Origin of the sequence: Mycoplasma amphoriforme A39 (genome assembly GCA_000723365.1) — a bacterium.
Lineage (GTDB): Bacteria > Bacillota_I > Bacilli_A > Mycoplasmatales > Mycoplasmoidaceae > Mycoplasmoides > Mycoplasmoides amphoriforme.
This window is the reverse complement of record HG937516.1, coordinates 610446-624773: the sequence shown is the minus strand read 5'-3', so window position 1 is coordinate 624773 and position 14328 is coordinate 610446. Positions and strand designations below refer to the sequence as shown.

At 30.2% G+C, this 14328-nt stretch carries 8 protein-coding genes; 3 read left to right on the top strand and 5 right to left on the bottom strand.

Annotated elements, in window-relative coordinates; translation table 4 throughout:
- The first annotated feature begins 185 nt into the window (after positions 1-185).
- The 3 genes from ABDB96_RS02375 to ABDB96_RS02365 are packed head-to-tail and all read left to right on the top strand — an operon-like array spanning position 186 to position 3640.
- Positions 186-1727 (top strand): C1 family peptidase, encoded by a 1542-nt coding sequence (locus ABDB96_RS02375; protein ID WP_343251192.1) that lies wholly within the window; start codon positions 186-188, stop codon positions 1725-1727.
- 1 nt (position 1728) lies between these two features.
- Positions 1729-3222, top strand: coding sequence for a C1 family peptidase (locus tag ABDB96_RS02370; RefSeq protein WP_343251191.1), 1494 nt, complete (start codon positions 1729-1731; stop codon positions 3220-3222).
- A 1-nt stretch (position 3223) separates the two neighbouring features.
- Positions 3224-3640 carry a hypothetical protein gene (locus tag ABDB96_RS02365; RefSeq protein ID WP_343251190.1) on the top strand — a complete coding sequence of 139 codons (417 nt, stop codon included), beginning with the start codon at positions 3224-3226 and terminating at the stop codon, positions 3638-3640.
- 1016 nt (positions 3641-4656) lie between these two features.
- Here the strand turns inward: ABDB96_RS02365 and ABDB96_RS02360 are convergent.
- From ABDB96_RS02360 to ABDB96_RS02340, 5 genes are all read right to left on the bottom strand, one after another.
- Positions 4657-5451: a restriction endonuclease gene (locus tag ABDB96_RS02360; RefSeq protein ID WP_343251189.1), complete on the bottom strand. Its 795-nt coding sequence runs from the start codon at positions 5449-5451 to the stop codon at positions 4657-4659.
- An 8-nt stretch (positions 5452-5459) separates the two neighbouring features.
- Positions 5460-9062 (bottom strand): Eco57I restriction-modification methylase domain-containing protein, encoded by a 3603-nt coding sequence (locus tag ABDB96_RS02355; protein ID WP_343251188.1) that lies wholly within the window; start codon positions 9060-9062, stop codon positions 5460-5462.
- 201 nt (positions 9063-9263) lie between these two features.
- Positions 9264-10067, bottom strand: coding sequence for a hypothetical protein (locus ABDB96_RS02350; protein ID WP_343251187.1), 804 nt, complete (start codon positions 10065-10067; stop codon positions 9264-9266).
- A complete protein-coding gene (locus ABDB96_RS02345) occupies positions 10030-13596 on the bottom strand; it encodes an Eco57I restriction-modification methylase domain-containing protein (protein ID WP_343251186.1) in 3567 nt (1188 codons plus the stop codon). Before ABDB96_RS02345 ends, ABDB96_RS02350 begins: the two co-directional genes overlap by 38 nt.
- A gap of 442 nt (positions 13597-14038) precedes the next feature.
- Complete coding sequence (locus ABDB96_RS02340) at positions 14039-14191, bottom strand: hypothetical protein (protein ID WP_343251185.1); 153 nt, start codon at positions 14189-14191, stop codon at positions 14039-14041.
- Positions 14192-14328: the final 137 nt, after the last annotated feature.

Sequence of the window (14328 nt, the reverse complement as noted above, 5' to 3'; positions counted from 1 at the left end):
CCAACTATTTTTTTAAATAAAATAACGAATTATCCACAATGCTTGAACCAAAAATAAGCACGTTAATTTTTCATTTTATGATCCTTTTCGTTTTTAATTAATTATTGCTTAAAAAGGTTTCAAATTTATAAAACCAAAAGTTTACAAAATATTAATATAATAAATTAAATTGGAAGAGGTTAACTATGAAACATGCCAAAGCAATCGATCCCAAAAAATATTTGGATCTAATTGACGAATTTAAAAAAGATAAAAAATACATCATCGCCCAAAATTCTTTAGCTCAAGCAAGCATTTTAGATGTTGTTACAGACCCACAGTCTCTAGAACAACATCCTTTTGTTTTTTCTAATGATATTCAAAACGAAGCATTAAGTGTCACTAATCAAGCCCAATCAGGCCGGTGTTGGTTATTTGCAACTTACAACATCGTTAGAGATCATGTGGTAAAAAAATATCAAATGAAAAATTTCGAGTTTTCTCAAAGTTATTCGGCATTTTGGGATAAATTTGAAAGAACCAACAGTTTTCTTAACAAAGTAATTAAAACGTCAAAACAATCCTTAACCGAACGGGAGGTTGATGAATTAATGATGCGTGGCTTTGGTGGCGATGGTGGGTTTTTTGAGTATGGTGTGGAAATTATTAAAAAATATGGAGCAGTGCCTGTTGAGGTAATGCCTGATTCAGTGACCGCAAAACAAACCCATTACATCAATATCTTGCTAGACCGCTCCTTAAAAATTGCGGCTAGTGAAATTCGTAACCAACATCATAATTTAGCAAAACAAAAGCAAATTAAAGAACAAGCACTCAAAGAAGTTTTAACAATTCTCACCCGATGTTACGGACCAATTCCAACTAAGTTTGATTTTGTTTACCAAACAACAGTTAAAAAAGAAAAAGTAACAAAATGCCTTTCGTTTGAATCGCCACAAGAATTTTGAAACAAATTTGTACAATTTGATTTTGATGATTACTTAGATATCATTAACTTTAATGCCAAACATGTTCAATTTAACCAGCTTTACCAGTTAGAAGATACAAAATCAATTTATGAAGCGAATGATATTGTGGCTTTAAACGTCGCTAAGCCAATTTTAAAGTTAGCTGCACTTAGTGCTATTATGGATAAACAGTCCATTTGATTTGCTTGTCAGTATGGTAGTGCTGGTGACCGTCGGACCGGAATTTTTGATTTTAAAGCTTATGACTATGACACCTTATTTGGAATTGAATTTAATAAAAATAAGGTAGAAATGGAATCAGTCAGCCAATTGATTTCCAACCATGCCATGATTTTTCTAGGGTTCAATTTAAACGAAAAAGCAACCAAAATAAAACAAGCAGAATTAGTTAAAAATTTCTCTAAACTGCAAAAAACTCCCGAACAACTATTTAACGCATTGGCCGATTCGATCGTAATTGATCGTTGAAAAGTGGAAAATAGTCACGGTGATAAATCTGGAAATAAGGGATTTGTAACGATTACTGATTCATGGTTTAACCAATTTGTTTCGCAAGTGGTAGTGCCCAAAAAAAGTTTAAAAACCTTCTTTGAGAAATATCCTTTAGTTGACAAAACGTTAGCCACTTTATTGAAAAAAAATAATGGTTACCAATTAGTAATCGAAAAAGGATTGCAAACAAAACCAAAACTATTATCCAAGTATGAACCATTTATTGATTTAAACTTAAAACACAATTATCAGATTAAAGGAAACTAGGATGGCCACTAAAAAAATCTTAAAAAATAATTCCGATGCATTAGATTTTGAAATCATTAAGCAATGATTAAAGCAAATCAACCAAGGTGATGATCAAAAAATTGCCAGAAAAATAATTTACCATCTTGGCATTCAAAAAGCCGCTCAAAAAGCAAATTATTTCGCCAAAAATAACTTGCATTATACAGTTAATTTAACAACCCAAGCAGCAACTAACCAGTTTAATTCGGGACGCTGCTGGTTATTTGCTGCTGTCAACATCATGCGTGAGGCAATTTGTAAAGAATTGGCAATTGATAATTTTGAATTATCCCAAAGTTATTTGGCTTTCTGGGACAAATTTGAACGTGCTAATTTTTATCTAGAAGCGATTATTGCCACCAGCGATCGGCCCTTAACCGACCGGCATGTTTTGTTTTTCAATAATGAACCAATTGCCGATGGTGGGCAATGAGATATGATCAATAATATTGTTGAAAAATACGGAGTTGTACCAAAAGAAGTGATGCCTGATAGTTATGCAGCAGCTAACACTAGTGAAGTAAACTATTTAGTTAATTGACTTTTAAGAGATGGTGCATATCAATTACGTAACAGTAAAACCAAAGACAAACAAACACTACAACCTATTAAGGAAAAAGTGCTAGAAAAAATTTTTAAATTGTTAGTAATTTGTTATGGCGAGCCCGTACAAAAATTTGATTTTGTCTATTCGCAAAAACAACAAACTAAAGTTAATGGAAAGATCAAAACTGTTTATGACGTTGAGTCAATTAAACAATCTGATCATAATTTAACACCAATCATGTTTTACCAAAAATATGTTAAGAACCAGTTAAACCAATATGTCAGTTTAATTCACGCACCTACTGAAAAAAAACCATTATACCGGCGTTTTAGTTTTAAATTTTTAAACAACGTTGTTGGGGCAAATCCAATTATGCACCATAATGTAAGTATCAATTTACTAAAATATTTAGCATTAGAAACATTGCTTGAAAAAGAACCATTATGATTTGGGGCTGATGTTAGTATGTATAGTAATAGTGATCTTGGAATCTGGGATGATGAAGCATTTGATTATAAAACTATTTTTAACACCGAATTTGGCTTAAAAAAAGGTCAAGAGTTAGATTATCGGGTTAGTGCAATGAACCACGCAATGACGATCACTGGAGCTGATTTTGATATTGCTGCTTTTCAAAAATTACGTTCTCAAGTAAAAAAAGAAGTAGGAACAAAAGCACTCTCATTAATTGATGAAAGTATGTCAAAAATTAGTTTGAAAAAATGAAAAATTGAAAATTCATGGGGAACAACGAATGGCCAAAAGGGTTATTACATGATGTCTGATTCCTGGTTTGACAAATTCGTATACCAACTGGTTGTTAAAAAGGACAAATTTAACCATTACAAAAAACAGTTAAAACTTAATTCTTTCGATGATGAAGCAATTATTTTAGAACCATGAGATCCGATTGGAACTTTAGCCTAAATTGCTAGATAAAAAAAGCATTATCGAAAAAGCAAAAATCATTAACGCCTATATTTTATTAGTTAAGACTTTTTGGATTTCGATTTTAATTGGTTTTGTTTTAATTGTTTTATTTATTGGACTATCATTTACAAATCGCAATACAAACAACTTCATCACAACAAGTAGCATCATTGCTGCACTAACTATTCTTTTGACTACTTACCAGTTTTATAATATCCAAAAAAAGAAACCAAAAACCTACCAAATCGTTAAATCAATAATTGATAATAAAATTATTGATTATAGGATATCTTCAAAAAAGGAAAAAATTAAATTCAAGGATTTGCAAAATATTTTTAAACTCTTATGTAAAACATATGAAATCAAAGAAGATTGTTTTAAATTTGAATTTAAACCAAAAAATACTGAAGAATAAACACGAACCGATGCAGCTGACAAACTTTAGATAATTTGGCAATTTATTTAATTAAATGTAAATTATTTTCTTTTAATACTTATAAATTCATCACAAAACATTATTGAGTTTTAATAAAATAATCTAAGTTTGACAAAAACTTAGACTATATTTTAGTATACTTTTTAAACATAAATAAAAACAATTTCAACTTTAGTTTTTATAAATGCATGCTTGAAACTTGTTCGAAGATTTAATAACTTGCAACTTATTTTTATTTGGGAAGATATCTTTTAAGTAATCGCAAAACTGCGTCAATCGTTCTGTTTGTTTTATCAAACTCATTTCTCATGATTCTTTCTAAATCAGATATAGTTATATCTCTCATTTTTGACCACAATCTCCTTGTTTGGTACTATTTTAACGGTCTATAATACATAAATAATCAAATTTTGTCAATAGCAGGTATGCAGTTTTCAGTGATTTTAAAACTTGCTTTTTAGTTAGATAAAATAGTCTTTTAAAAGAATAATTTAAACTTTTTGATCGCATTAATTTTGTTCATCAATTAACTTGTCAATCATAACGTGTACCCTTGAAGTTTATTATCAGCCATTACAGTTTTCCCTTTTTTAAGGATTGCAAACACGATTTTATTTTTATATAAGCTTTTAATATTGAAAAAAATATATCTATGCTATTAACTTAAAGATATAAAAATTTCAACATATTTACTTCTCTTACGTTACTATTTTTGATTAGATTTACAACCAGACTTCTCTTAACTTTAACATTATCGATGTGTTTATTTTTATTTTATTTTCAAGACTAGTTTCCATCAATCCGTTAATTTATTTTGGCAAATCCAGTTAGTATTGTGGTTGCCATTTGCATAGTCACGCTTACTTATTGATTTTTATTATGATCTTCGTTATCTGATTTAGTATAGTAATAATTAAGTTTTCAAGATATTAATTTTAATATAGTAATTTAATTGTTCTCTAAATAGTTGAAGCAATTCCTGCTCTTTACAAAACCTACTTAATTTTTTTTATATCGCAAATTTTTCCTTCAATAAATTTAATTTCTTCATCGGATAGTTCAAACATTTTATAAAGCTGCTCATCGATTTTAGATACAGATAATTCTCAATTAATTTCATCATTTGATTTAAAGTCTAGTATTGGGACAAAACTGTATGTTTTTTGTGTCATATTCTGAGTTTGTTTCTGAATTCCTACTAAGGTTCTAAAAAATTTAGTTCGGATATATTTAATTAGATTTTCAGCTTCTTTTTGTGTATGGAAACCACCAATTTCTAGAAAAGTTTCAGTACAGAGTTGACCAGGAATTCCTAACTCAGGAGCAGATAACACCGGAGTAGATGATTTTTCCCCAATTGCGTCAGCACCATAAGCTTTAGCGATAAAAACCTTATATTGAAAAAATGCGTTGCTTTTTTTAGGGATCGGATAATTTTTCGGCAAATACATTAAGCATCGATTCTTGCTTGCATCAATACCTAAAATCTCATACCCATTTACAATTTTTTTACTAGAAAAATTAGGTAACCCAAATTTGTTTGGATTTTTTATTGCTTCGCTTCTAATGCCATATGGATTACTTGAGGACACAATAGTACTTAAGAATTTAAGATTTTTATCTTCAACACGAATATTTATTTTTTTTAAAATGTCTACGAAAATGTCATAAACTACAAAAATCTCTAAATTCAAGTCAGAATCTAGTAAATAGCGCTTAGATGTGTAAATTTTGCCTTGAGAATCAATTACGTTAATGTTGCATTTGTCAACATAATCACGATTAAACAAAAAATAGCTTACCCCCCCCCCATGATATCGTTATCCGGAAAGCACATTTTTGAGTCAGAATAGTTGTAAAAATACACAAAATTTTTTATTTTTAACATATATTTCCTAAAGCCATCAAGACCTCTGCCACCAATCATTCATCTTGATGGAGTAATTAAAGAAACATATTTAACATTTGAGAGCGAAAAAGCTGCAGTAATAAAAATTTGATATAAAGGTATAGATTTACCTTGAGAATTTTTGTCATCTTTATCTTTTCCTTGATCTTCCTGGTATGGTGGGTTGCCAATAATTACATCAAACTTCATTGCATCACCTCATCATTTTTTTATCGCATCGCTAAATCAATTAGGATTTTTAAAATTGCAATCATTTTCATATTTTTGTAAATTTAAAACCAAATCCTTTCGTCCTGCAGATAAATAATTAGAAACAAGTTTAACTAAAATATCACTCGGACAAATTCCGTAAATTTGCTTTTCAAAAATTCATTTAATTCGTTCTTGGACATCAACAATTTCATTTTGCAAACCAATGTATAAACGCTTGATAACCTCAGCTAAATAAAGACCACTCTTGCAGTAAGGATCTAAAAACTTATGAGTTTTATTGGTAAATAGTCCAGGGATGGTTTCTTCCAATTTGTCAACCATTTCTTTAACTAATTTTTTTGGCGTAAAAACCTGATTAGTTTTCTGAGTGGGGATGAAATTAAAAATATCATTATCAATCGTCTCATCAAAGTAATTGGCTAATTCATTTTTCAATTTGTAGAATTTTTGAATACTGTTATTGAAAATAATTTCATTAAAAAATCCTGAAACGTTTCCGTTTTCGTCAACACAGCCGTTTTTTAAAAGGCGAAATTGTTCGGCGGTAATACTACTAATTTCTTGAAAAGTTTGTGGATCAGTTTTCGTTTCATAATTGGCTAAAGTTATTTGTTTGTCATCACAAACCATTAAATAAATCGGAATCGTGCGGGTAAAACCACGTAAATGGTCACGGGTTGCATCTTCGCTTTTTTTCTTAACCTCATCATCTACAGCATTTTTTATTTCTTCAAGTGATTTTTGAAAGGCTTGGTTAACTTTTGCATGCAATTTTTCGTTGTATTGCGTCTGGATGCTAGTTTCTAATTTATTCAATTCTAGTTGGTTGTTTTCATCTAAACCAAATTTAATTTTTTGACTAATTAGTTCTTTAAATCGATTAATTTGATCCTGTGATTCTTCTTCAATTATCTCTAATTCTCTAGCAATTTCTTTTTTAAAATTTTCGTTAATTTTCCTAATTTTATTTGTAGATAATTTTTCATCAATATTTTTAAGAACATTATTTTGCTCTAATTGATAAGATTCAAATATTTTCTTCATCATTTCCGATGAATCATAATGGTTTACTGGATCATCCAAAGCTTCATCATCATTCTGCTTTAAAACTGATGCAACTATTTTCTTGCCAAAAACACCAGATTGGTTAATCGTTATTGCTTCAAAACTATTTTTATTATCCGAATCATTGTTAATTAATGCCAAGTTTGTTTTGCTTTTTTTCTTATTTTTAATTGGCTCAATCTGATTTAAAATCTCTTTAATCTGATTAGGCATCCGAAAAATATTATTGATATTAGCAAACAAAAAATTATGCATAAAGCCACTTTTAACAACTGCTTCTGATTTAATCTCATTAGGAATTCTTAAGACATCATCAATATTAAGTTCGTGTAACGATCCGTTTGAATCTTCGGCAATTACGGGAAAGAAATTTAAAACAGCCTGAATGTTTGCTCGACGTTGTTCGTTGTTAACTTTAGATTGTTCACCAACAAGTAATCCATTAGCAAAATCATCATAAAACTTAAGCGTTCGATCCGGAGCAAAATCAAAAATATAAGCGTTTTCTTTTACTGCAAGAAATTTTTCATGTTGCTCATTTTCAACTTCGTACTCGTGCGGGTTTTGAACCCGAAAAGCTGATTGAAAATATAAACTTGCTGATTCAATATTACGCAACATCAACACACCAGTTCATTCGGGAACAGTTACTCCAGTTGTTAATTGTCCAACTGATAATGTGATCGTCTTGCTATGTGGCTTATCAATGGCTTCACGAACTTTGTTAAAACTTTTTTGATTTTTTCTAAAACCAGTATGAAATTTATTTGTTTCTTGTGAAGAACTTGATCCTTTACCTACTGCTGAAACAATTTCAAAATTTTTAAAAAATTCATGGTTATTCAGCAATTTTTTTAATTCTTTAGCTGCCGCAACACTAGGTAATAATCAAAAAGTATGGTCCAATTGATTAACATATGATTCAGATGAACTAAAAGGGTATTTACCTTGAGTTATTACATCTAAAAACTTTTTCACATCTTGTTCATGAACAAATTTATGGCTGTTACCAACACGGAAAAATTCACCTAAATCAAATGCATATTGTGAATCTAAACTAGATTCATCTTTAATTTTTGATTTAAGCTCCTTTTGTATGATTTCACTCATTTTATAAGTAAATAAATTCAATTGTGGCAAACGGGCATAAGGGTTTGATCCATTACTTTCATCCCAATCATTTTTGGCTTTTTGTTCATCATGATAAGATCAATTAAAAATTTGATCTTCGCGAAATTTTTCAGTAGCAATCGCTTTGAACGGGGTACCTGATAAATGTAAGGTAAATTTAGTTCGTAATGAATTTAAGGCCGCTTTACTTTTTGGTGTGTCAATAGCTTCATGGGCTTCATCAAGAATAATTACATCCCAATCCGCTTCTTGCATTCAAGCTAATTTTTCATAAGGACCACCAGCAAACTTAGCACCCTTGAAGTCTTGTAAGGAAACAAAAGCAATTCTTCTAATTGGTTTGTTTGGGTGTTCTGTTTTAAAATTTTCATATTGCTTATAAGACATGGTTTTAAGCTTAATAGCAACTGACTCCGAAACAAACCGATACCCTTCATCTATTCTTCAACTAATAAAATCATCAAAATCATTAAATCATGAATTTGCAATAGCCGGACGGTTGCACAAAATTAAAACATTGCTTGCTTGAATTTTTCTGATGAAATCGTAGGTGGTTAAAGTTTTGCCAAAGCGTGGTTTGGCATTCCATAAAAATTCTTTTGGTTCTTTTTGCGAATGAAAATAATTAAAAGTACAAGTAACAGCTTGACTTTGTTCCGCACGCAATATATAGTCTTTTTGGCCTTGAGGATTTATTAAAGGATCATAGTCAATTTCAATAAACTTTTCAGTTAATTTTAAAGCATCTTCTTCGCGACCTTTAAAATCAAACCATTCATTCCCGCTTGGTCCACCAGTTTCTTTGCTACGTTTAATTTGATTAAATTCAAAATATTGATGTAAATCTGTATCCCGAAATCATGTACCATCATTCTTTCGTGCTAATTTTCAAAAAAGGATTTGCGGTTGAAATCCAGCAGTTTTTGTTTGTTCATTAATCCGTGTTTCAATATCTCTTGTTGTTTCACCAACCTTAATATGACCAACAAAATTAGGTGCTTGTCGTTCATCGTGAGTATATGCATAAATTTGATACTGTTTTTTTGTGTAGGGATTAATTAATGTCTTTAATCTTTTTTCCATATTCATCTAATTAGGTTTTTTTTATAACAAATAGAGGTTAAAGTATTATATAATAATCGCAGTTTAATCTTTATATGAAACACATAAAGCAAATAGTTAATCTTTTTGGGCTTCAAAACATTGATTAATAAAACTAAAATTTTAATTAACAATTTTCTTAATTAAGTTAAAAATACTACATATATTCAAGATAAAACACCTTTATTTCATTTCTGAAATTTTTTCTTCAATAAATTTAATTTCTTCTTCTGATAACTCAAACATTTCATAAAGTTGCTTATCAATTTTAGGTATAGATTGTTCTCAATTGATTTCGTTGTTTGATTTAAAATCTAACATAGGAACAAAGCGATATGCTTTAGAACCAGTATGCTGAGTAGTTTTTTGAATTCCTACCAAAGCTCTAAAAAATTTAGTTTTAATGTATTTAATTAAGTTTTTCGCTTCATTTTCAGTTTCAAAACAGCCGATTTCTAAAAAAGTAGCTGTACAACATTCACCCGGAATCGATAGGACTGGTGTAGATAAAACTGGAGTTCACAAAGATCCGCCAATGGCTGCTACTCCGTATGCTTCTGCAACAAAAACCTTGTATTTTAAAAAGGCCTTACTTATTTGATTCTTAGGAAACTTGTAATCTTTCGGTAAATACATGCGTGATCTTTTTTGTTTTTCGTCAAGACCCAAAATAGTGTAACCATCAGGAATTTTGCTTAAAGAAAAGGGCTTAAAACCAAATTTTTCAGGATTTGTTAATGCTTCTGTATTAAATCCGTAAGGGTTGCGTGATGACATTATGGATCATAAAAACTTATCTTTTTTACTTCGCACCTTCAATCAAATTTTTCTAAGGGACTCATAACGTACGTAAATGTTTAAATCTGATTCTTTTAAATAACGTTCCGATGTTTCTTCGTTTCCTTCAAAATCAATAGTGGTGATGCTACACTTACCAATATGATCGCGTTTAAATAAAAAATAGCTTACCCCCCCCCATGATATCATTATCTGGGAAAATCCTTTTCGAATCGCAATAGTCGTAAATGTAGATTAAGTTCTTATTTTCTAACATTTCTGCTCGAAAATTATTTAATCCTTTGCCACCGGTCATTCATCTTGAAGGGGTGATTAAAGAAACATATTTAACGTTTGGAAACGAAAAAGCTGCACTCATAAAATATTGGTACAATGGACGAGCGCTAGCATATGGACCACCATCCTCTTCCTGATATGGTGGATTGCCAATAATCACATCAAATTTCATTTCCAAATCCTTCCATAAATTTGCGATTGCCAACGCAAGTTTGTTTGCATCATTGAGATTTTTTAAATCTTCATATGCTTGACATACTTGTAAATTTGAATGTAAATCTTTTCTATCTGCACACAAATAATTGGATGCTAGTTTGAGTAAGATATCGCTTGGGCAAATGCCATAAATTTGATTTTTAAAAATTCATCTAATGCGTTCTTGTGCATCAGGAATAACTTTTTCTAAACCAACATTTAAACGTTTGATAATCTCACCTAAATAAAGCCCACTCTTGCAATATATATCCAAAAATTTATGGTTTTTGTTAGTAAATAGATCAGGATTATTTGCCGCTAACTGATCCACCATTTCTTTAACTACTGCTTTAGGGGTAAAAATCTGGTTAGTTTTTTGATTGGGAATATAATTGAAAATATCATCAGTTGCTTTACTATCAAAATAATTAGCTAAATCTTTTTTTAAATTTAAAAAATGTTGAAAACTAGCATTCACATTGGTTGCGTGAAACACACCACGTGTTTCTCCATGTTCATCTTTATCGCCATTTTTTAATATTAAAAAATCATCTTTGCTAATTCCAGAAATCTTTTCAAAAGTAGCATCATCAGCATACGTTTCATAGTTGTTTAAAGTTATCTTTTCATCGCCAAAAATCATTAAATAAATCGGAATGGTGCGGGTGAAACTACGGAGATGATTACGCAGTTTATCTTCCTTTTGTCTCTTGTCTTGTTTTTCTCTAGCATTATGAAGATCATTAATTGATTTTTCAAATGCATCTGGGATTTCAAAATCAAGTATTTGTGTATACCGCTCATGAATTTGCTTTTTTAATTCATCTAATTCATTTTGTTCACTTTCGGTTAGTAGATACTTAAGTTCTTTATCTTTTAAATCATTATATTTACTAATATCTGTTTGACAAGCATCCTCAAGAACTTTTAACTCCGAAATGATTTTTTCCTTGAACTCATTTTTAACTTTTTTGACTTCATTTTTCGATAAATTACCAAGCTTTTTAATAACAGCATTCAATTCTGGTTCATAATTTAAATACAGTTCATTAGCCAATGTTTTGGAATTAAAGCCACTATTGCATTCGTGTAAAATTTCCTCAGTAGTTTTTCTTTCACCAAGAATTGGATTACCAAAAACATTTGATTCACTAATTATAATGGTATCAACGTTGGTGTCATTTACTAAAGAACTTGTTTGAGGATTTTTTTGTTTTTTAGTAGATTGAAGTTTTTCGATGATTGTTTGAAACCGATTTGTTTGTCGAAAAATTTTCATATGAGCAAATAAAAAGTTACTCAAAAATTTACTTTTTACAATGTCTTCAGCTCTAGCTTGGTTCGGAATTATTAAAACTTCTTCTAAATTAAGTTCGCGCAAAGAACCATCAGTATCCTGAGCAATTACTGGAAAAAAGTTAAGCATCTTTTTAATATTTTCATTTTTTTGAGCACTCAATAGGTTTTCATGTTCGCTGTTTTGGTAGTCAATTAAAGTTAAACCATTAGCAAATTGATCATATAATGATAACGTACGGTCAGGAGCGAAATCAAATATATAAGCGTTTTCTTTTCAATAAATTGCTTGTTCTTTTGCAATTTCGTGGGGATTTTGAACCCTAAAAGCTGCTTGAAAATAAAAACTTGGAGAGTTAATATTTCGCAACATAAACACTCCGGTTCATTCAGGAACTGTTACACCGGTTGTCAGTTGACAGACTGATAAGGTAATCGTTTTTTCGTATCTTTGAATTACCTTTTTAACTTTATCTAGACTTTTTTCACTCTTTTTAAAAATCGCCTCAGATGCTTGTTCATTTTCTTGTCAACTGTCATCATTATTGCCAACAGCCAAAATAACATGATAATCCTTAAAAAAATCATGGTTTTTTAGTAACTTTGCCAATGCCTTAACAGCAGCAACTCGTGGTAAAAGCCAAAAAGTATGATTAAGTTCGCTAGCAAAATTTTCCGATAAACTAAAGGGATATTGGCCTTGCGTAAGGACATCTAAAAACTTTTTTACATCTGCTTCGCGTTCAAACTTATGAGTCTTTTTATTAACTTTAAAAAAATCATTTAAAGTAAACGCATAATCAAATTTGGCACCACTTTCAGTTTTAATTCCTTCCGAAACTATCGAGTTGATAATTTCACTCATTTTATAAGTAAATAAATGCAATTTAGGCAGTTTAGCATAAGGATTGGGGCCATTATTTTCATCCCAATCATTTTTGGCTTTTTGTTCATCATAATATGACCAATTAAAAATTTGATCATCTCGGAATTTTTCTGAGGCAATGGCTTTGTATGGGGTCCCAGATAGATATAAAGTAAATTTCGTTTTTAGTAAATTTAAGGCAAATTGACTTTTTGATGTATCAACACCTTCATGGGATTCATCAATAACAATTAAATCCCAATCAACTTCTTTCATTCACGATAATTTATCATATTTACCACCAAGGTAAATGGCCCCTTTTAGATCTTGGAGTGAAGCGAAAAAAATCAATTTAATTATGCGTTCGGGATAAGAATTTTTGTATCCAACAAATTCTTCATATTTCACCGCATTATCAATTGCTGATGAAACAAAAGAATAGCCTTCCTTTCTTCATTCAATAAATTTTTTAAAATCCTGAAGTCATTGGTCGCTAATTGTTGGTCGGTTGGATAAAATTAAAACGTTAATGGCTTGAATTTGCCTTATAAAATCATAAGTAGTTAAGGTTTTACCAAAACGGGGTTTGGCATTTCATAGAAATTCCTTTGGCTCTTTTTTACAATCATAGTACTGCTTGGTAACAGTAACAGCTGCTTGTTGTTCACTTCGTAAAATATAATCTGATTTATTATCAGAACTTTGAGCTAGATCATAATCAGTACGAATAAATTGATCTGTTAATTTTTCGCAATCATCGATACGACCCGTAAAATCGAATCATTCCCTTGCCTTTATATTTATCGTTTCTTTACTGCGTTTAATGTTGTTTATTTCAAAAAAGCGATGCAACTCATGATCACTAAATCATGTCCCATTGCTTTTTTGTGCATATTTTTCAAAAAGCTTTTTAAAGATCACACCAGCAGTTTGCGTTTGGTCTTTAATTCTTTTATCAACATCATCGGTAGTTTCACCAACTTTAATGTGCCCGTTAAATGTCGGATCATCAGGGCGTACATACGCATATATTTTAGGTCGTTTCTCACAATATGTTTTGACTTTCGGTTTTGAATTTTTTTCCATCATTTAAACTGTTATTTTTAATTAAAACGTCTAATAATTATATAACAATACAAACGACAATTTGAGACAAAAATTTAAGAAACAATTATCGATCTAAATACATTAGTAATCTCTAACTTTTCCGCTTCCATCAACATAGCCGTTTTTTAAAAAGCGAAATTGTTCGGCTGTAATACTACTAGTTTCTTAAAAAGTTTGTGCATCCGTTTTCATTTCATAATTAACTAAAGTTGTTTGTTTGTCATCACAACCATTAAATAAATCGGGATCATAGGGGTAAAGCCACGTAAATGGTCACGGGTTGTATTTTCGCTTTTTTTCTTAGCCTCATTATCTACAGCATTTTTTTTATTGCTTTAAGCGATTTTTGAAAGGCTTGGTCGACTTTTGCGTGCAATTTTTCGTTGTATTGTGTCTGAATGCTAGTTTTCAATTTATTTAATTAGAGTTCGTCGTTTTCATTTAAACCAAATTTAATTTTTTGACTTATTAGTTCTTGAAATCGCTTAATTTGATCCTGCGATTCTTCTTCAATTGTTTCTAACTCTCTAGAAATTTCATTTTTAAAATTCTCATCAATTTTATTTCTAGGCAATTTATTAACATTTTTAAGAACATTTTTTCGTTCTAATTGATAAGATTGACATATTTTCTTAATTATTTCCTAAGAATCATAATGGTTTGCGGTATCATCCAAAGTTTCATGATCATTCTGTTTGAAGACTGGAAGCA